Source organism: Microcystis sp. M_QC_C_20170808_M3Col, from assembly GCF_007095505.1.
In the GTDB taxonomy this organism is placed as follows: domain Bacteria; phylum Cyanobacteriota; class Cyanobacteriia; order Cyanobacteriales; family Microcystaceae; genus Microcystis.
Window position 1 is genome coordinate 20,504 of sequence record NZ_SFBY01000463.1, and the last position, 19,856, is coordinate 40,359.

Sequence of the window (19,856 nt, forward strand, 5' to 3'; positions counted from 1 at the left end):
AAAAATCATGACTTTAGATTACAAAGAGCAATACTGTATTATTGGGGCTGGTGCCGCAGGATTAGCGGCGGCTAGAGCCTTAAGCAAAGCCAAAATTCCCTTTAATGTTATCGAATCTGCTCAGGATGTTGGGGGTATTTGGATTTATGACCGTCCCGATAGTCCAATGTATAAAAATACGCATCTAATTGGCCATAAAACCACACAACCTTTTTCCGATTTTCCCATGCCAAAAGATTACCCAGATTATCCCAATCATCGGTTAGTCTATGAATATCTTCGCAATTATGCCGCTCATTTCAATCTCTATGATTTCATGGAATTTAATCTCAGCGTAGAGAAAGTAAAAAAGGTGGGTAACTTTTGGGATGTCAGCCTTAGCAACCAAGAAACCAGACGATACCGAGGAGTTTTAATCGCTAGTGGTTATCACAATAAACCGAATATTCCTCAATTTACTGGTCATTTTGACGGTGAAATTATCCATGCAAAAGATTATGATAATCCTGCTCAACTAAATGCTAAAAAAGTCCTAGTAGTTGGAGCGGGACAATCAGCCATGGATTTAGTCGTCGAAGCGGCTATCAATGGTAGTAAAACTTTCCATAGTACCCGTCGTGGCTTTCTCTGTATGCCGAAATTTTTGTTCGGTTTGCCCCCAGAATGGGTGATGATTAACACGCCAATCATGAATCTAATTCCAGCCCAAGAACACATGAAAATGATGGCTTTATTATCACCAATAGCTCTATTTTTACAAGGAGTTAATCTCAAAAAACTTAATATTCCTACAGACTGTAAAAGTAACGGTCTAATTATTCCCAACAGTGACCAACAAATCTATCGTTATTATGTGCATGGAGATGTCAGTCATAAGCCTAATATCCAAGAATTAGACGGAAAGAAAGTTATTTTTGCCGATGGCAGTACAGAAGAAATTGATCTGATTATCTACGCCACTGGTTACAAAATTGAATTTTCTTTTATTGACAAATCGGATTTGAATTGGCAAGAAGGAACCACCCAGCCCAACCTCTATATGAATGTTTTTCACCCAGAGGAAAATAACCTGTTTGTCATCGGAATGGTTCATCCCACTGGCACCCACTGGCGAGTATTTGAAGAACAAAGTAATTTAGTGGCAGCTTATCTACAAGCTCAGGATAAAAAATCCCGGTTTGTCTATAAATTTGAAAAGCTAAAACGTCAAATTAGTTCCAATTTAAGCGCCGACAATAAACACCATAGCGGTACTCACTCCTTAGTGATTGACAAATTGGGTTATATACGCCAAGCCCAAGGATTAGCTCGCCGATTACTGGCTTAAATCTCCCACCATAATTCACCCCCTGAAATCCCTCTATCTTAACTCCAATGCCCTACATTATTGAGACAGCTACCGGTTTTCCAGAACATTACTATCCCCAAGAGGTTCTAGAAGTCAATATCAGAAATCATTGTGCTAATCTTCTTCAAGATTATTGCCTCAGAAATCATCTCGACTTCCAGGAACAAACCTTTTTTGATTTAGAACAAATTCATCGTTTTTTCAGTAATGTCAAAATTCAAGGGCGATACTTCACCATTCCCCTAGATGAATTCGATGCGGATAATCCTCCCGGAATCGCCCAACCCTTTCGTCAAATGGTCGATCTAACTATGGATTTAGTAACATCGACAGTAACTAATTTGCTGAAAAAAGCCGCTCTTTCTCCCAAAGAAATCTCCCTAGTTACCTCCGTTACTGTTCTTCCTTCCGTTCCTTCCCTAGAAAGTTTACTCCTCAATCGTCTAGATTTTTCCCTCGATATCAAGCGGCAAGCGTTATCGGGTGTCGGCTGTTTGGGGGGTGCCCAAGGATTAGCCAGAGTAAACGATTATCTGCAAGGACATCCCACCGAAGCAGCGATCTTGTTTACCACCGATCCCTCCTCTGGCCTTTGGCAAGGGTCAATTCATAGCGATTTAACGGAATTATTGGGACAATTACCCGAAGATCCGTCTCAATATAGCAATATCATTATGACCCTTGTGGTAGCGGCTTTATTTGGTGATGGAGTCGGTACTGTTCTCTTAGCGGGAGATGAACATCCCTTAGTCAAGCAAGGTAAAGCAAAACTGAAGATTATCGGCACTCAATCGCTGTTAATGCCCCACACAGAGCATTTAATGGCATTACCTTTAACAGACTACGGTTTTCGCCAAATTCTTCGCCCAGAAGTCTCTGATTACGTCAAGGGTGGGGTGAGAAAAGCGGTGACATCTTTACTGGAAAAAACAGGAGTTTCCCTCGACGAAATTGTCTGTTGGATGGTGCATCCGGGGGGTCCAAAGATTCTCGATGCAATAGTTGAAGAATTCCAGTTAGAACCGGATGTTTTACAGGTTAGTTGGGATATTTTGGCAGAAATTGGCAATATTGCCTCTGCTACTATCCTCTGCATTCTCGATGAAACCCTCTCCCGTCCCCATCCTCCCACGGGTTCCTACGGATTAATAATTTCCATGGGGCCTGGATTTGCTCAAGAAGCCATTTTAGTTCAATTCTAAGGATATTTAAGGATGTTAAGCCAAATAGTTTTCATTGCCCTGATTAGTTACATTATTGTCCAACGAGTGCGCGTTACTCGTCTGAGTAAACAGAATATGGCCAAAGTCTTAGCGGAAGGTGGCAAACTGCATAGTTCTAATTATGTGGGATTCGTCAAGATTTTCCAATCTAGCTGGATGCTTTGCATGATCGGGGAAGTTTATCTGCTCAACAGACCTTTTATTCCAGCATTGGCTTTATTTTCGCTAATTACTACCTTTTTAGCTCAAAAGCTCCGCTATGCCTCCATTGAAGCTTTAGGCGATCGCTGGATTCATAAGGTGGTCACGGTTCCCCAGACACCCGTGATCGACAATGGCATTTATCAATATATCCGTCATCCTAACTGGTGCGCCATGATCACGGAATTAGCGGTGGTTCCCCTGTTTCATACCGCTTATCTGACATCTATAGTCTTTAGTCTCCTGAATGCTTGGTTATTAATCCAACGCATTCCGGCTGAAGAAGAAGCTTTGAGTCAAGACACCAATTATCAAGCAGTTTTCGCCAATACTCCCCGTTTTATTCCTAGTTTTAACGCAATTTTCTCTCGCAAACAGCAACCGCTTAAAAGTTAATTGCCACGGATAGCAGGGCCGGTTCCCTAGGGCCCTTTAATTACCCCTCATATCTGAATTTAAAGGAGAAAGAAAATACCATGGACTCTCTAATTGTTTCCGAAAATATTATTAGCGAAAATTTAACTGACGCTCTACAAGAATGGGAAAATTTATTAGGCTCCGAATATGTCAGCACCGATAACAAAAAACGCCTAGAAGCCGAGACCGCTACCTACGAAACCCATGCTAAAATCCCGGCAATTATTCGCCCGGGTAATCGTCAAGAAGTCCAAGAATCTCTAAAAATTGCTAATCGCTATCAAACCCCTGTCTATCCTATTAGTACAGGTAAAAATTGGGGTTATGGTTCACGAGTTCCTAGCCGCACCGGTTCGGTTTTAATGGATTTGAGTCGATTAAATCAGATTTTGGATTACAATGAAACCCTAGCTTATGTAACTATTGAAGCGGGTGTTACTCAGCGACAACTCTACGATTTTTTGCAAAAAAATGGCAATAAATTATTAATGAGTGTCACTGGTTCGACTCCTGATTCTAGTATTATTGGCAATGTTCTCGAACGAGGTGAAGCCAAAGGAATTTTGGGTGATCGCTTTAATCATGTCTGTGGAATGGAAGTAGTTTTGCCCACCGGTGAATGTGTTCATACGGGATTTAATCGCTTTGAAAATTCCCAAATAGGGGCGGTCAATCGTTGGGGAGTCGGTCCCTATTTTGATGGAATTTTTACCCAATCTAACCTGGGAATCGTCACCAAAATGACTTTTTGGTTAACCCCCTATCCTGAATATTTTCAGGCTTTTTTCTATAGCATCGATCAAGAAAATAAATTAGAGTTATTGATCGATAAACTACGTCAACTGAAAATGGCAGGGGTAATTAAAACGACCTTCCACATTAATAATAACTACCGAATGTTGTCCATTCAACAACAATATCCCTGGCAAGAATGCCAAGAAAAAACCCCTTTACCCCCCGATTTGTTAGAACAATTAAGTCATCAATGGGGCGGCGGTGTTTGGATAGGAGAAGGAGCTTTATATTCGGCTTCACCAGAACAGGGAAAAGTCGAAAGAAAACTAATTGAAAAAGCCTTGAAAGGAATTGTCAATAAACTTATGTTTTTTGATGAAAATAAGTTCAAAATGGCCAGCAAAATGAGTCCCATTTTTAAAGTATTTACCGGTGTGGAAATTAAGGACAAGGTGGATTTAATTTATCACAAAAATCCCCAACGAGGAATGATTACCGAAAAAGTGCTGAAAATGGCCTATTGGCGCAAAAAAACGCCTCCCACTGATAAGTTGAATTTAGATCTGGATGCCTGTGGCATGATTTGGTGTGTTCCCGCCGTTCCTTTTCTGGGAAATCATCTCAGAAATGCTCTCAATATTATCAGCAGCATCGCTCAAAAATATGGTTATGAACCTAATATCGGCATTAACTGTATTACCGAGCGCAATATCAACATCAATGCTGCCATTTTTTATGATCGATTGCTAGAAGGAGAAGACCAAAAAGCCTTAAATTGTCACGATGAAATGTTGGCAGAATTGATCAATAAAGGCTATTATCCCTACCGTCTTAGTACCCACTCTATGAATAGTTTACCCCTAGCCAAAGACGATTATAGTTGCTTAATCCAGAAAATTAAAGACAGCTTGGATCCCAATCACATTCTCTCACCGGGTCGCTACGAATTTCTTTAAATAAGTCTAACAATCTACTGCTAACTGCCCATCTATCCCCCAATTCTAATGACTTCTAGCACTTCTAGGAAATGGCAACATCTCCGAATAGATTATCTTCCTTATATCACTGGTTGGTTTGGTAACTTTATCGTTAATAATGCCCTTCTAACCATGCTAATCTATCGCTACGACCCTGGCATTCCCAATGACTATAACTTATCCATTTTATTGCCCTCTGCTTTAGTGGGGATAGCGATAATGATTAGCCGTATTGCTGGGGCTTTTGTGCAGCCAGTGATCGGTTATTTTTCCGATCGCTTTTGGAGTCCTTGGGGCAAAAGAAGACCATTTATACTGGTCAGTTTACTCCCTTTAATTGGTGGTTTTATCCTGTTGTTTAATCCCCCTAATAACTTAAATCAAACCACTTACTTCATTTATTTAGTCACCATGCTTTGGGTGTTTTATGTGGGTATGGCATCCTACCATGTTCCCTATTTAGCCTGGTTGCCCACTCTCGCTAAAAGCCCAGAAGGAAGGGTTAAATTATCAACTCAAATCGGAATTTTTGGTTTAGTTGGTGCCACCATTGGTGGGATTATTGCCCCTTGGTTAACTGATAGCTATGGCTTTCAGGGCATGGGGATTGCTATTAGTCTTATTGGGGTAATTACTCTAGCCATGCCCTTGCTAGAAAAAGAAGAATATACTCCTTCTAAGGGCAAATATCCTAGCTTTAAAACCACCTTAACGGCGGCTTTTACTAATCGGACTTTTTGTATCTATATGATCACCATGATTTTGGCGTGGATGGTGATTAGTATTATCTCGGTGATTCCGACTTTTTTAGTAATTGCTCTCCTCAAACGAGAGGTAAGTTTTGCCGCCGTGATTAATACTATTATCGTCGGTAGTGCCTTGGCTGGATTTACCCTAGTTTTACCCTTAGCGCAAAAATATGGCAAAAAACTGGTTTTTCAAGGTTCTTTAATCTGGGTTGGCCTTGGTATGATTGCCATGGCCTGTGGTCGCTTTTGGTGGCAAGATTCTTTGATTCCTTGGTTAATCCTTTCGATCATCGCTAATTTAGCCCTAGCCAGCTTTTTTAGTCTGCCGAATGCCATGTTATCGGACATTATCGATCAAGATGCGGAGCAACAAGGAATGGGCCGAGAAGCAATATTTTTTGGAACCAGGGGTCTTCTAATTCAATTTAGCCAAGGTGCGGGGTCTTTTCTAACAGGATTAATCCTTTCTTTCGGGAAAACTCCTGATAACCCCTGGGGGGTACAAATTGCCTTTTTGTCCGCCGGTATATTATCCCTAGCAGCGGCTTTTGTCCTCCGGTCTTATGCCATAAAAAAATAGTTCTTTCCTCGCTAATCTGTTATTACTTTTGACTAAACCCTACTCATTTGGAACTAGATTATGACTTCCCCCAATCCCGTCACCAAACATCAAGAAACTGCCATCAAAAAACTGCGATTGCCCTGGCGATTAATTATTACTGGTATCCTAGCAGCCACCTCGGTTTTTGCCTATCCTACCCTGCGTAATGTCCTCTTAGAAGACACCTCTGAATCCACCACCGCAGAAGAAAGCGCTTCGTTAGCAATCGATAAGACCAAGACGACAGCCTTACCGGTGCGAACCTTAACTTTAACTCCTGTCACCCATCATCAAGAACCGCGCCGTTATACGGGTAATATTGTGGCTAAACGGACAAGTGAACTAGGATTTGAGCGTTCGGGACAATTAATTAGTTTATTGGTTCAAGAGGGTCAAGAGGTACGCCGAGGTACTTTAATTGCTACTCTAGATACAGGCAATTTAGAAGCACAAAAACAAGAACTCATCGCCCAGCGAGCGCAAGCTACGGCTAAACTGCAAGAATTACAAGCTGGTTCCAGGAAAGAAAGTATCGCCGCAGCCCAAGCAAAAGTCCGAGATCTCAGGGAACAATTAGCTTTAGCCGAATCTAAATACCAAAGACGGCTAGGATTGTATCAAGAAGGGGCAATTACTAGAGAACAACTCGAAGAAGTGCAAACCGATGTTAATGCCCAACAAGCGAGAATTGATCAAGCCCAAAGTGAATTAGATGAACTCAAGGCCGGTACTCGTCCCGAATTGATTTCTCTGCAAAAAGCCGTTATTGACCAATTTGATGCCCAACTGAAGAATATTAACTTAGAGATTGAGAAAAGCCAACTTCAAGCACCCTACGATGGCACTATTGCCCTCCTTCACGTCAATATTGGCACTGTTGTTTCTGCAAGTAATCCGATCGTTCGTTTAGTGGAAAGTAATAAACTGGAAGCGCGTATAGGGGTTCCCATTGACCAGTCCGAAAACTTACCAATTGGGAGTAAACATCGTTTAAAAATTGGTGACAAAATAGTAACAGGACAAGTCACTGCAACCTTACCCCAAGTTGATCCGACTACCCGTACCGCCACGGTTATTTTAAGTTTAAATCAGACTCAAGGCCTGATTCCGGGGCAAGTGGTCAGCCTAGAATTATCTCAATCAGTTCCACAATCGGGCTATTGGTTGCCCACAGAAGCTTTAGTACAAGGCACGAGAGGATTATGGTCTTCCTATGTTCTAGGAGCAGCTAATCCCGATAATCCTCGACAATTTACCGTCAAACGCCAAGATTTAGAAGTTCTAGCGATTCAAGGCGATCGCTTATTGGTGCGCGGGACTTTAACCTCCGGTGATCGAGTGATCGTCGAAGGGGTTCACCGCATCGTACCCGGGCAAATGGTGGAAATTTGGTAGTCAGCGGTCATTAATCAGCTTTATTATCCCTAATAATCTCCAATGAATAACTTGTTTGAACGTAAACCTAGATTACTAATTCTGACCTTAATTCTGATTATTGTCTGGGGATTGTCTTCCTTTCAAATTTTGCCGCGCATGGAAGATCCCGAAACAATTAATCGAGGTGCCACCATTACCACCAATTTACCCGGTGCCAGTCCTTATCGGGTCGAATCCCTAGTGACCGAAAAAATTGAACAATCTCTCTCTAGCATCAAAGAAATTAACCTGATTGAGTCCTCCTCAGAATTAGGGAGTTCCACGGTCAATATTCAACTTAAAGATGAAGTCACTGATGTGGATCCCGTCTGGTCACGCATTCGCGATCGGATTACCGATGTCATCCCGGAACTACCCCCAGAAGCCCAAAGACCCTTATACGAAGAAGGATATAGTAAAGCCTTTAGTTTATTGACTGCCATCCTCTGGGATCTAGATACCGCTCCTAATTACGCTATTTTACGCCGACTTGGCCAAGAACTGTTCGATGAATTAGAAGCCCTTTGGGGAACCGAAAGGGTCGAATTAGTCGGGGTTCCGGCCGAGGAAATTTTAGTCGAAATTGATCCGGTGAAATTATCCTCCCTAGGCCTAACTGCCGTCGAAGTTGCCCAACAAATTCAAACCAGTGATGCCAAGGTCGCCGCCGGACAACTTCGCAGCAATCGCAATAATTTATTATTGGAAGTCGATACCAGTTTAGAATCACTCTCTCGGATTCGAGCAATTCCGATTCGTTACAGTAATGAGGGACAATTTACCCGTTTAGGAGATATCGCCCTAGTTACCAGGGGAATTCAAGAACCGCCGCCAGAACTAACTATTATTAACGGTAAACCGGCTATTGTGGTGGCCGCTATGATGGAATCGGGGCAACGCATAGACGAATGGACAACGGCAGCCCAGGCCAAGTTAGATCTGTTTCGACCCTCTCTCCCCCAAGGTGTGAGCCTCAAGATAATTTTTGCCCAAAATCGTTATGTGGCTAACCGAATCGATGGATTATTCAGCAACATAATCCTAGGGCTACTCTGTGTCATGGGGACAGCTTTTGTGATGATGGGATGGCAGTCCGCCTTGGTGGTAAGTCTATCCTTGCCCTTATCGATCCTGATGGTCTTTGCTGGTATGAATCTCTGGCAAATTCCCCTACATCAAATGTCGGTGACAGGAATTGTTATTGCTTTGGGACTTTTGATCGATAACGCTATTGTGATTGTCGATGAACTGCAAAAAGGACTACGGACCGGAATAGCTCACGAACATATTGTTGCTGAAACCGTTAAACAGTTAGGGATTCCCCTCTTAGCTTCTACCCTAACCACGATTTTGTCTTTTATGCCGATCGCTCTTTTGCAAGGAGGCACCGGCGAATTCGTGCGTACTATCGCCCAAACAGTGATCTTAGCCTTGGTTAGTTCTCTAATTTTGTCCCTAACGATTATTCCTATTCTCAGTTTACGTTTATATCAACTGACTCATCGATCGCACCAGACAAAAACCCATTGGTGGGATACGGGAATTAATTTACCGCTCCTAACGGAGTTGTATCGCCAAATTTTGAAGTTAATTCTCTATTTTCCCGTATTAGGTCTGGTTATTGGCTTGATTATTCCAATTGCTGGCTTTGTTGTCGCCGGCACTCTCCCGGAAGAATTCTTTCCGCCGGCAGAACGAGATCAGTTAACCCTAGAAATCGAACTGGCCCCCACCACAACCCTAGAAGTAACTCAGGTAAAAGTGGCTCAAGCTGAAAAAATACTGCTAGATCATCGAGAAATTGCAGAAGTTCACTGGTTTTTAGGGCGTAATGCTCCCCCCTTCTACTATAATCTCTCCGATGGCGTCAAAGACTCTCCTAATTTTGCCCAAGCATTGATTCAACTTCGGCAAGTTTCTGATGATCCCCAATTGATCGAAACCTTACAAAAACAATTAAGTCAAGCTCTACCGATGGCTAGGGTATTAGTCAGCCCCCTAGAACAGGGTCCACCGGTGGGCGCTCCGATCGAAATTAGGGTTTATGGCTCAGAATTGGAGATGTTAAGGAAAATTGGCGAGTCCTTACGGGAAGAACTGGCAAAAATACCCGAAATAACCTATTCTGTTGCTGATTTAAGTGAAATTCAAGCTAAATTAGCCTTAAAAATTAATGAAGAAAAAGCTCGACTGATTGGTTTGGATAATGCGGCGATCGCAAGTCAATTGGATAACCTTTTAGAAGGTTCTGTGGGTGGCTCGATTTTAGAAGCAACAGAAGAATTACCCGTACGAGTCCGAGTCGGTAATCGCGATCGCGAGCAACTGCCACAAATTGCCTCTTTAAATATTCTCGGTAATTCCGCCACTGCTGAACGGGCGAATATTTCCCTTTCCTCCGTGGCAGAATTTGATTTTCTCCCCGAATTAGCCACGATTCCTCGACGAAATGGCAAGCGAATTAATACGGTGAAGGCCTATGTTCAAGCTGATGCGATCGCTGCAACGGTTTTAGACGAATTTCGCCAAAACTTAGAATCGGGCAAATTTTCCCTTCCGCCAGGGTATCGGCTCGAATTTGGCGGAGAGGAAGAAGAAAGAGATACGGCTGTGGCTAATCTAATTGCTAGTGTGGGAGTCTTGACGATTCTAATGCTATCAACCCTTGTTCTTTCTTTTAACTCCTTCCGTCTTGCTGCTCTAGTTACTGTCGTCGGTATTAGTTCGATTGGACTAGCCTTATTTTCCCTCTGGTTATTTGAATATCCCCTAGGATTCATGTCGATTTTAGGCACTATCGGCTTAGTTGGGGTTTCCGTTAATGATTCTATTGTCGTGGTAGCGGCTTTACAAGCTTTACCCCCCCATCTTCAACGCCAACGAAAGGCCATCCGGGAAGTGGTCATTGCTTCCACCCGTCACATTCTCACCACTACCTTAACCACGGTGACGGGATTTGTGCCATTATTTCTCTACGGCGGCGCTTTTTGGGAACCCCTCGCTCTCTGTATTTCCATCGGGGTAATGGGAACCACCCTAAGCGCACTGGTATTTGTCCCGTCGGGATGGTACTATCTCGCTCAAGCCCAAAAGGTTTCCCCTCTGTCTGTTTCTGAGTAGCTTGATTAAATACCACTTTTGTAGAGACGTTGCCTAGCAACGTCTCTATTGATTTGGGTAAAAATACCCTGAAAGTCCTCTCGGCTCCACCGCTCTTATCGGATAAAATACGGAGAATCGGCTGGGTTAAATATAATCGAGTTTGAACAATAGATAAGTTTTTTAACAAGAGTAGTTTCAGATACTGATTACCCGATGGACTGGGGTAGAATTGGAAAAACCAGTCAAACTGTTTTAGCCAAGCTATTTAACTATGATTAAAATTAACTTGCTGTTCGGGTTATCTTCTCTTAAAAAATCGATAAAAAACTTTACATAAACTCAAAAGAGAGCCTGATAACTAACTCATCTAAAAGCTGAGTTAGTTATCAGACGAAGTTTTTGGGTGCTTTTGTTGATTACTTCTTAACCACCATCTTAAAGTAGAAGAAGGGAGATGAAAGTTAATCAGTTACTAAGACTCTACGAACAAGGAGAGCGGGATTTTTTAGCCATTGACTTGATGAGTCTAGATCTACAACAAGTGACTCTAATCGCTGTCAATTTTGCTGCGGCCAATTTGTGCGGAACTAATTTGAGTCGCTCTTTTCTGACTAAATCAAATCTGCGGGGAGCGAGTTTGAATTGGGCGAATTTAACCTATGCCAAATTAAGTCAAGCGCAATTAGTGGAAGCGGACTTAACCAAAGCCAATCTCACCGGGGCCTTTATGGTACAGGCAAACCTGCGTAACTCGCGATTAAGTGGGGCGGATCTTTCCCATGCTAATCTCCGGGGGGCGAATTTATGCGGGGCGAATTTATGCGGGGCGAATTTATACTTAGTTAATCTCCAGGAGGCAACCCTAGATAAAGTCAATCTCAATTGGGCTAATTTGCAGGAAGCGCGGTTAAGTGGGGCTAAATGTCGTCAGATTTCCGCAAGGGAAGCCAATTTTAGCGGCTCTTTTCTTAAAGAGGTGGACTTTCAGGGGGCCAATTTAGAAAGGGCTAATTTTAGCGAGGCACGTCTGACGGGTAGTGATTTACGCGGGGCCAATTTAGCGGGTGCTAATCTAGCGGGAGCGCGTTTACAAGAGGTAAATCTACAGGGAGCGGACTTGAGGGGTGCTAACTTGACGGGGACTTGTTTTGAGAGCGTCACCGGTTGGACAGAAACCGCCCAAGAAGATGATATTTTTCCCCTAGACTGGTTTCAGCCCCGTTTTGCCACTTAAAAGTCAATATATCTGCCAAAAGCCCCTCCTTTTCCTATCGATTAACGATTAGCTGGAGTGGTTAATCTTTGGTTAGGAATGGGGATTGGGGGAGCATTATTCGGCTCATCCTCGAAGGGTAAAGCAGGGGGAGGAGGAGGAGTGGTAGCACTGGGAGATGGTGCTGGAGATGGCGTGGGATTAACGGCAGCGGGGGGACTTTTCGGGGTGACGACGGGTGCGGGAGAGCTAAAACCGAGGATATCTTTGCCAAAGGGAAAAACATTAGCCCAGCGTTGAATATTGGGATGGCCAAACCAATCTTGACGGGATACCTTCACCGAGAGGAGAGGTGCGATCGCCCCTGATTTTTCGGCCGTTATTAATAAATCAATTTTATTAATACCCTGTTGTTGATTAAAACGACTGATGATAGTTTTCTCTGCTAATTGCGATGCTCTAGTCAATAATCCTTCGTAGGATTCTCCCCGTTTAACTGTGATGGGAAGATTAACAGTGGATTGAGCAAAAACCACATCAACGGCGATAATTCCCGTCAGCAGCGTTAAAACAGTAATAGACTTGTACATAGGACAGACGGTTAAACAGGCACTCCCTGGCTAGGGTCGGGATCTTCCCTGTTAGAGTTCCCCGATCGCTTTCTTAAATTACCACGATCGATCTCTGGCCACAATTGAAAATTTTCCGGTAGCAAAATCGTCCTTGGCTCCTAGCAATAGGCAATAGGGGAATAATTAGGGCTGGCTGAATAAATCTAAAAACTTTGTTGGATAATATCTTTAGGCTTTTTTGAAATCAAAAAGTGCCAGCCATTGGAGTGATCAGAGGGGAAAATTCAGGTACTTTTTCCCTGAAAATTAGGCAATTGACCACCTGAAAATGGCTAAAACCCCACACCCGACACCCCACCCCCACGAAAAACTGTTTCAGCATAACCTAATTATATTTGGCTATATCGACCAGAGGGTTTTAATTATGACACAAACTAGCGAAACCGTTACCTATTCCCTTGAATCTGTCCTGACAAGGATCGAGAGTAAAATCGACACTCTCCAAAGAGATGTTAATCAGAAAATTGACTCTCTCCAAAGAGATGTTAATCAAAAATTTGACAGTCTCCAAAGAGATGTGGATCAGAAAATAGACAATCTCCAAAGAGATATGGATCAAAAATTTGACAGTCTCCAAAAAGATGTTAATGATTTAAAGGTGGAAGTCACAGAAATGAAAGGAGATATTAAAACTCTTGATCAGAAAGTCGAAACAATGGATAAACGACTGGAAAAAGTCGAAGATAGTTATGCAATCCTAGTTAAAGATATTGCGGACTTGAAAGGGTTTAAATCCCTGATTATCCCCATGGTTGTAGCTTTTTTAAGTGCCGTGGTAACTTTGGGATTGCGCGGCTTTTTTCTTGGCAATAAACCTTAAATATATCAGGGGATATTTTAATCATCAAGTTTATTTTGTAATCTACCAATAAAATCCATGAGTTTTTGTATTAATCCTCATTGTCCTAAACCGAAAACTATCACGGAGAGTCGTTACTGTCAATCCTGTGGTTCCGACTTGCTTTTAAATGGTAAATATCGAGTCACAAATTTATTGAGTGCCAAAGGTGGATTTGGTAATACCTATGAAGTGATAGATGAACATAAAATACCCAAAGTATTAAAAGTTCTTACCTACGATTCCAGCAAAGCTATTGATTTATTTCAACAGGAAGCTAATCTTTTAAAACAATTAAATCACCCCGGTATTCCCAAAGGAGAAAACTATTTTATTTATCATCCCCGGGAGAGTCAAACTGCTTTACACTGTTTAGTTATGGAGAAAATTGCTGGTATTGACTTAGAAGAATATCAAAAACAAAGAGGATTTAAACCGATTGATTATAATCTCGCTTTGGATTGGTTAACTCAGTTAGCTAATATTCTCCACGAAGTTCATAAACATAAATTCTATCATCGCGACATCAAACCCTCTAATATTATCTTAAAACCCGATAGTCAATTAGTTTTAATTGATTTTGGGGCAGCGCGACAAGTAACTAAAACCGTCCTAGCAGGAGGCAAAAATACAGGAATTTATACCCCTGGATATGCTCCCCCTGAACAATCTCGTGGTCACTCTGTCCCCCAATCAGACTTTTATGCTTTGGGCAAAACTTTCGTCTTTTTGTTAACCGGTAAAGAACCCAGTGACCCGAAAATTTATAATATTAATACCAATGAATTTAACTGGCGTAAATATACCCAAAAAATTCCTTCTCGATTAGCAGATTTTATCGATAATTTAATGGCAGAAAAACCTATTGATCGACCTAAAGATACCAAAACTTTGCTAAAAATTATTACTGATATTAAAGCCAATCCCCATCAAACTAAAAAAACTAAAAATTCTTCTCCTGAAAAACCTAAAATTATTCCTATTCCCAATCCGGCACTTATTTCTTTACTAGCTGCAATTTCTCCCAGTTATGCTGGGTTTTGGCTCCGGTTAAAGGCCTCTTTAATTGATTCTTTTATCGTTCTTATTATCGCCGCTTTATTAGGTGGTTATATCTGTTTTCGCTTACAACAATGGTCAACTTTTCAAGATTTAAATCTTAATTTCAATATAGCCAAAGAAATCTGGGTTTACTATGCGGCAGGATTAAGTGCAACTGGAACAACAATTATCGGGTTTGTTTTATTTATAGCGGCAATTATCTATAATATTCAAGCCAAAATTAACTTTACTCACGAACATATTGCCATCCTGACTGCTCTCGGTTTAGGAATAGTTATTAAATGGTTATATTATGTTTTCTTAGAATATCTTTTTAAAGCCACTATTGGTAAAATGTTTTTTGATTTATCCGTCACCGATAGCGAAGGAAGACGCATATCTTTTGCGAGAGCAAATCGCCGCTACTTACTAAAATGTCTCTCCACTGCTCCCTTATATTTGGGCTTTTTACTGGCAGCCTGGACAAAGAAAAAACGCACCCTTCATGACATGATTTCTGGTACACAAATCCGCAAAAAACAGTAACCAGATATTAGAAAAGTAGGGAGATGAGAGCGGGACAATAGGATAAAATCAACTACAATAGGGACAAGATATTCCTGCTCGGTAATTGGGGGATTGTTTATCTTTTTCATCGATGGGATGACCGCAAGCGGGACACATTTCATAATGTCCTACCTCTAAATTAGCTGTTAGTGCCACTCTTTGATCGAAAACGAAACATTCTCCTTGCCAAAGACTCTGATCGGGACTAACTTCTTCTAAGTATTTCAAAATACCTCCCTCTAGCTGATAAACTTGAGAAAAGCCTTGATTTAATAAAAAAGCTGCCGCCTTTTCACAGCGAATTCCCCCCGTACAAAAAAGAGCTATTTTTTTATCGTTAATACTATCAAAATTGTCCTGAATATACTCAGGAAATTGGCGAAAATGCCCTATTTCAGGGTTAAGCGCTCCCGCAAAAGTACCGATCGCCACTTCATAATTATTACGAGTATCGATAACTACCACATCCGGCTCTTTCAGCAATTGATTCCACTGTTCAGTTTTGAGATGAATTCCTGTTTTTTCGAGAGGATTAGCCTTGGGTTGACCAAAAGTCACAATTTCCTTTTTTAAGCGAATTTTTAAGCGTTGAAAGGGCAAATAATCGCAAACAGACTCTTTCACCTCTAGATTCGCTAAACGAGTATCGGTTTTTAACCAACTAATCACCTCGGCGATCGCTTGACTGTTCCCGGCGATCGTTGCATTAATCCCCTCGGCTGCCAGAAGAATAGTTCCTTTAATGCCTCTTTCTTGGCAGTATTTTTGTATTTCTGGCTGTTTTTGACGATAATCTGACAAAGCCACAAACTGGTAAAAAGTGGCGACTAGATAAGACATGGCAAGCAAAGGGAAAATTAACTTGTAATATTTTTCACTATAGGTTATAATTACGAGAGTGTCTTAAAAACCAGATCGGGGGTTTAGCTCAGTTGGTAGAGCGCCTGCTTTGCAAGCAGGATGTCAGCGGTTCGAGTCCGCTAACCTCCATAGCATCTCCCCCATAGTCCTGACTGATTCCCCTTTGCTTGGTGATTAGCTCAAGTCTTTTTGGGAGACAATTAGCTAGGGTTGCCGAAAAAGTTTTTCCTGGGGGCAGGGTGTAGGGTGTAGGGTGTAGGGTTTAGAGGGAGTCGTCTTGGAGTCTCCCCAAAACGAAAACTTCGTACCTCACCATTAAGATAACTGCTATCAATGATGTCTCGTACCTATCAAGCTACTGGAATCAATCTGCAAGGAATGGCCTTCGGAGAGGCCGATCGCCTGTTAACTATTTTGACCGCCGAATATGGTTTAATTAGAGCCATCGCTCCCGGTGCGCGCAAGTATAAATCTTCCCTGCGGGGTAGAAGTGAACTATTTGTGGTCAATAATCTGTTAATAGTCGCAGGAAAATCCCTAGATAAGGTCGTTCAAGCCGAAACTATCGAATCTTATCCCAAATTAAGTCAAAATCTCGCCAAACTCACCGTTAGCCAATACCTCTGCGAACTGGTTTTGGCGATCGCCCTGAGCGAACAACCCCAGAGGGAATTATACGAATTAATCTGCGGCCATCTGGCCAGAATTGAAGTCCTCGACGAAAATCAATACATACTTCCCTATCTTTGTCAAGCAATTTTTCATTTCTTAATAATTGCTGGCTTAGTGCCGCAAGTCCATAACTGCCTGTTGACGGGAAAAGCTTTAATTAGGGACAATTGCCTAGGATTCAGTTTCGAGGCAGGGGGAATAATAGATCTAGCTGCCCTAACAGAAACAATCAACCCGCCCAAAATCGATAGTAAACTGACGCAGCAAGAACTGCAATTACTGCAATGCCTAGGAAAAACAGATTTTCCCCCAGAAGAAAACCTGGCCTCAGAACTAGCTTGGATTAACCTCGATCGCCTGCTGCGCCGCTATACTCAATATCATCTGGGAAAAACTTTTCGCTCCTCGGCATTAGTTGAGGGTTTATCTCCCTTAGAATTTTAAACAGATAGCAACAATCATCATAATGCAACTGTTTGACTCAGAAACTGACGACGCTACGTCTAGCGACTCCTCCACTCCTGTTTTTAATTCTTCCGATTCCTCACCGAGGCAATCCGACACAGAAACCATGAACCGCTTGCCTAAACGTGCGCCCAAATCCAATCCTAGTCAGGGTTTTGCCCCAGTGCTAAAAAACCCGCGCTTTCTCACTCTCTGGGCGGGGGGAATTTTTTCCCAATTAGCGGATAAATTCTATTTAGTCCTGATGATCTCCCTAATTGCCACCCATTACCAAAAAGCCGATCAGTCAATTAGTGGCTGGGTATCGGCGATAATGATTGCTAATACAATTCCGGCGGTGTTAGTGGGTTCGGTGGCGGGTGTATATGTTGATAGATGGTTAAAAAAACAAGTTTTAGTTATTTCTAACCTTTTACGCGGGGCTTTTGTCCTCCTCATTCCCCTATTGTTATGGTTAGTGCGCGAGCAAACTTTAGCCGTTCCCCTCGGTTGGCTGCCGGAAGGTTTAAGAAATTGGCATTACCGGCTACAAGGAGAATTTAATTTACCCTTCGGTTTTTTCCTGTTGTTAGTCATTACTTTTCTTGTCTCCACCTTAACCCAATTTTTTGCCCCCGCCGAACAATCTACCCTGCCATTAGTGGTAAAACGTCGTCATCTTTTGCCAGCTAATTCCCTCAACACTTTAACCACCATGGCGGTATTAATTATCGGTTTTGCCATCGGTGAACCTTTATTAGCTTTTGCTGATAGTATTTTCGGCACCAGAGCCGGACAATTTGATATTGGCAAAGTGATGATTGTCGGTGCTTTTTATATAATTGCCGGTTTAATTCTAATTATCCTGCGAACTAACGAAAAATATGTCATTCCTACCGCAGAACAGCCCCATGTTTGGGAAGATATCCGCGACGGCATTCGTTACCTCAACAAAAATCATAAAGTTCGTAATGCTCTGATTCAATTAGTCATCTTATTCTGTATTTTTGCTGCTCTATCGGTATTAGCCGTCAGTATGGCCGAAAAACTACCCGGGTTAAAAGCTTCTCAATTCGGCTTTTTATTAGCCTCCTGTGGTGCAGGAATGGCAGTTAGTGCGATTACTTTGGGTTATTGGGGCCAAAAATTCTCCCACACCCAATTAAGTCTCTGGGGTTCTCTGGGTATGGCGGCAGCTTTAATCGGTTTATCTCTAGCAACAAAGAGTTTAATTTTAGCCTTCGCTATGACCGCTTTATTGGGCATTTTTGCTGCTTTAGTCGGGGTTCCCATGCAAACTACCCTACAGGCAGATACACCCCCCGAAATGCGCGGTAAAGTCTTTGGTTTAGAAAACAATGCCGTTAATATTGCCCTCTCTTTACCCTTAGCTGTCGCCGGTATCGCTGAAACTCAATTCGGACTCCGACCGGTACTATTAGCTTTAGCAGTTATGGCAGTTATCGGCGGTGGTTTTACTTGGTATGTTTCTAGCAATTTATCTAAAGATTAGCGGAACTTTTCAGTTATCAGTTATCAGTAAACAGTATTCAGGAGTCAGTATTCAGGAGATTGCCTTTATTTAGGGTTAGCTGAATAAATCTAAAAACCCTATTGGATAAGACTTTTAGAATTTTTTGAAATCCAAAAGTGGCGGCCATGGCAGTGATCGGGGGGGAAAATTAGGCACTTTTTCCCTGAAAATTAGCTAATTGACCCCCTGAAAATCGGTAAAACCCCACACCCCACACCCCACACCCCACACCCTACCCCCACGAAAAACTTTTTGCCGCAAACCCTATTTATTCTCCCATCTCCCATCTCCCCCGCAACGAAGCGAAATTAGCATTAACTAAACGGTTGTACGAACAGGGTTATCAACGAGAGGATATTCTCAACCTCTTTAAGTTTATCGATTGGCTGATGAGCTTACCCGCTGAATTAGAACAAGAGTTTCAACAGGAATTAAATCAGTACGAGGAGGAAAAACGAATGCCTTATATCTGAACTCCCCCATACATATATACTATAATAGCCGAAAACCCTTATCCATCAATGGATACACCCATTAACTTTTCTTAGTGTACCCATGTAATTGGTAACATTTATTAATGGACAAGAATTCTCTCCATTTGTTAAAATGATAGCCATGTATATAGAAAAAGTTCCTAACCGTAATTCCCCCCCGCCGTTCTTGTTCGAGAATCTTACCGAGAAGGAGATCAAGTCAAAAAAAGAACCCTGGCCAACCTCTCAAAATTACCCGATGATATTATCGACAATCTAAAACTGGCTCTTAAAGGGGCAACAATATCCATGACTGAAGGCATTCCCAATCAATTTGAAGTGATTAGAAGTCTTCCTCATGGTCATGTGATGGCTATTTTAGAGACGATTAAAAAATTAGGTTTAGATAAAATAATCAGTGAAAAATCCTCCCGAATCAGAAACTTAGTGGTGGCGATGATTGTGGCAAGAATCATCAATCCTAAATCGAAATTAGCCACAGCGAGAGGATTTAATGGCGAGACTTGCAGTCAGAGTTTAGGACAATTGTTAGACTTAGAGAAAGCCGATGAAGACGAATTATATAACGCCTTAGATTGGCGATTAGAAAAACAAGAGAAAATTGAGAAGCAACTAGCTCTGAAACAATTAGAATCAGAAACATTAGTCTTGTATGATGTCACTTCTACCTACCTAGGGTCTGCTGAATAAATCTAAAAACCTTGTTGGGTAAGACTTTTAGACTTTTTGTCAATCAAAAAGTACCAGGCATGGGAGTGATCAGGGGGAAAATTCAGGTACTTTTTCCCTGA

Annotated in this window: 15 protein-coding genes, 1 tRNA gene and 1 pseudogene; 15 read left to right on the plus strand and 2 right to left on the minus strand. The window is 42.0% G+C overall.

All coding sequences use genetic code 11. The features are described from left to right. Positions 1 to 7: 7 nt before the first annotated feature. From EWV84_RS21350 to EWV84_RS21385, 8 genes are all read left to right on the plus strand, one after another. Positions 8 to 1,327: a flavin-containing monooxygenase gene (locus EWV84_RS21350; RefSeq protein WP_286826617.1), complete on the plus strand. Its 1,320-nt coding sequence runs from the start codon at positions 8 to 10 to the stop codon at positions 1,325 to 1,327. Positions 1,328 to 1,374: 47 nt separating this feature from the next. After that, positions 1,375 to 2,550, plus strand: a complete 1,176-nt coding sequence (locus tag EWV84_RS21355; protein ID WP_287079921.1) for a type III polyketide synthase — start codon at positions 1,375 to 1,377, stop codon at positions 2,548 to 2,550. A gap of 12 nt (positions 2,551 to 2,562) precedes the next feature. Further along, positions 2,563 to 3,168, plus strand: a complete 606-nt coding sequence (locus EWV84_RS21360) for an isoprenylcysteine carboxyl methyltransferase family protein (RefSeq protein WP_286826619.1) — start codon at positions 2,563 to 2,565, stop codon at positions 3,166 to 3,168. Between the two features lie 80 nt (positions 3,169 to 3,248). Next, a complete protein-coding gene (locus tag EWV84_RS21365; protein ID WP_287079923.1) occupies positions 3,249 to 4,880 on the plus strand; it encodes an FAD-binding oxidoreductase in 1,632 nt (543 codons plus the stop codon). A gap of 48 nt (positions 4,881 to 4,928) precedes the next feature. After that, entirely contained in the window at positions 4,929 to 6,230 is a 1,302-nt protein-coding gene (locus EWV84_RS21370) for an MFS transporter (RefSeq protein WP_286826621.1), read from the plus strand. 60 nt (positions 6,231 to 6,290) lie between these two features. Beyond that, a complete protein-coding gene (locus EWV84_RS21375) occupies positions 6,291 to 7,646 on the plus strand; it encodes an efflux RND transporter periplasmic adaptor subunit (RefSeq protein WP_287079924.1) in 1,356 nt (451 codons plus the stop codon). A 42-nt stretch (positions 7,647 to 7,688) separates the two neighbouring features. Beyond that, complete coding sequence (locus EWV84_RS21380) at positions 7,689 to 10,787, plus strand: efflux RND transporter permease subunit (protein WP_287079925.1); 3,099 nt, start codon at positions 7,689 to 7,691, stop codon at positions 10,785 to 10,787. Between the two features lie 436 nt (positions 10,788 to 11,223). Continuing rightward, positions 11,224 to 12,003: a pentapeptide repeat-containing protein gene (locus EWV84_RS21385; RefSeq protein ID WP_287079926.1), complete on the plus strand. Its 780-nt coding sequence runs from the start codon at positions 11,224 to 11,226 to the stop codon at positions 12,001 to 12,003. A gap of 41 nt (positions 12,004 to 12,044) precedes the next feature. On the opposite strand, the gene EWV84_RS21390 is transcribed toward EWV84_RS21385, so the two are convergent. After that, a complete protein-coding gene (locus EWV84_RS21390; RefSeq protein WP_287079927.1) occupies positions 12,045 to 12,572 on the minus strand; it encodes a hypothetical protein in 528 nt (175 codons plus the stop codon). Positions 12,573 to 12,978: 406 nt separating this feature from the next. Between EWV84_RS21390 and EWV84_RS21395 the strand changes: the two genes are divergently transcribed. Continuing rightward, the gene (locus EWV84_RS21395) at positions 12,979 to 13,434 is read left to right on the plus strand and encodes a shikimate 5-dehydrogenase (RefSeq protein ID WP_287079937.1); all 456 of its coding nucleotides are present in this window, start codon (positions 12,979 to 12,981) and stop codon (positions 13,432 to 13,434) included. Between the two features lie 57 nt (positions 13,435 to 13,491). Beyond that, a complete protein-coding gene (locus EWV84_RS21400; RefSeq protein ID WP_287079929.1) occupies positions 13,492 to 15,039 on the plus strand; it encodes a protein kinase domain-containing protein in 1,548 nt (515 codons plus the stop codon). A gap of 48 nt (positions 15,040 to 15,087) precedes the next feature. On the opposite strand, the gene trhO is transcribed toward EWV84_RS21400, so the two are convergent. Continuing rightward, complete coding sequence (gene trhO / locus EWV84_RS21405; RefSeq protein WP_287079931.1) at positions 15,088 to 15,900, minus strand: oxygen-dependent tRNA uridine(34) hydroxylase TrhO; 813 nt, start codon at positions 15,898 to 15,900, stop codon at positions 15,088 to 15,090. Between the two features lie 77 nt (positions 15,901 to 15,977). On the opposite strand from trhO, the gene EWV84_RS21410 reads away from it, so the two are divergent. The 5 genes and pseudogenes from EWV84_RS21410 to EWV84_RS21430 form a co-directional block, all read left to right on the plus strand. Beyond that, positions 15,978 to 16,050 (plus strand) — tRNA-Ala (locus EWV84_RS21410). Positions 16,051 to 16,254: 204 nt separating this feature from the next. Continuing rightward, entirely contained in the window at positions 16,255 to 17,037 is a 783-nt protein-coding gene (gene recO / locus EWV84_RS21415; protein WP_287079932.1) for a DNA repair protein RecO, read from the plus strand. Between the two features lie 22 nt (positions 17,038 to 17,059). After that, entirely contained in the window at positions 17,060 to 18,550 is a 1,491-nt protein-coding gene (locus tag EWV84_RS21420; RefSeq protein WP_287079933.1) for an MFS transporter, read from the plus strand. 347 nt (positions 18,551 to 18,897) lie between these two features. Continuing rightward, positions 18,898 to 19,044: a hypothetical protein gene (locus EWV84_RS21425; RefSeq protein WP_287079934.1), complete on the plus strand. Its 147-nt coding sequence runs from the start codon at positions 18,898 to 18,900 to the stop codon at positions 19,042 to 19,044. A gap of 142 nt (positions 19,045 to 19,186) precedes the next feature. After that, positions 19,187 to 19,740 (plus strand): annotated as a pseudogene (locus EWV84_RS21430) (IS1634 family transposase N-terminal domain-related protein); the annotation flags it as partial. Between the last annotated feature and the right edge of the window lie 116 nt (positions 19,741 to 19,856).

Bases quoted from the DNA above. Each gene is read 5' to 3' on its own strand.
- EWV84_RS21350 (WP_286826617.1), top strand. From the start codon at position 8: ATGACTTTAGATTACAAAGAGCAATACTGTATTATTGGGGCTGGTGCC.
- EWV84_RS21355 (WP_287079921.1), top strand. From the start codon at position 1,375: ATGCCCTACATTATTGAGACAGCTACCGGTTTTCCAGAACATTACTAT.
- EWV84_RS21360 (WP_286826619.1), top strand. From the start codon at position 2,563: ATGTTAAGCCAAATAGTTTTCATTGCCCTGATTAGTTACATTATTGTC.
- EWV84_RS21365 (WP_287079923.1), top strand. From the start codon at position 3,249: ATGGACTCTCTAATTGTTTCCGAAAATATTATTAGCGAAAATTTAACT.
- EWV84_RS21370 (WP_286826621.1), top strand. From the start codon at position 4,929: ATGACTTCTAGCACTTCTAGGAAATGGCAACATCTCCGAATAGATTAT.
- EWV84_RS21375 (WP_287079924.1), top strand. From the start codon at position 6,291: ATGACTTCCCCCAATCCCGTCACCAAACATCAAGAAACTGCCATCAAA.
- EWV84_RS21380 (WP_287079925.1), top strand. From the start codon at position 7,689: ATGAATAACTTGTTTGAACGTAAACCTAGATTACTAATTCTGACCTTA.
- EWV84_RS21385 (WP_287079926.1), top strand. From the start codon at position 11,224: ATGAAAGTTAATCAGTTACTAAGACTCTACGAACAAGGAGAGCGGGAT.
- EWV84_RS21390 (WP_287079927.1), bottom strand. From the start codon at position 12,572: ATGTACAAGTCTATTACTGTTTTAACGCTGCTGACGGGAATTATCGCC.
- EWV84_RS21395 (WP_287079937.1), top strand. From the start codon at position 12,979: ATGACACAAACTAGCGAAACCGTTACCTATTCCCTTGAATCTGTCCTG.
- EWV84_RS21400 (WP_287079929.1), top strand. From the start codon at position 13,492: ATGAGTTTTTGTATTAATCCTCATTGTCCTAAACCGAAAACTATCACG.
- trhO (WP_287079931.1), bottom strand. From the start codon at position 15,900: ATGTCTTATCTAGTCGCCACTTTTTACCAGTTTGTGGCTTTGTCAGAT.
- recO (WP_287079932.1), top strand. From the start codon at position 16,255: ATGATGTCTCGTACCTATCAAGCTACTGGAATCAATCTGCAAGGAATG.
- EWV84_RS21420 (WP_287079933.1), top strand. From the start codon at position 17,060: ATGCAACTGTTTGACTCAGAAACTGACGACGCTACGTCTAGCGACTCC.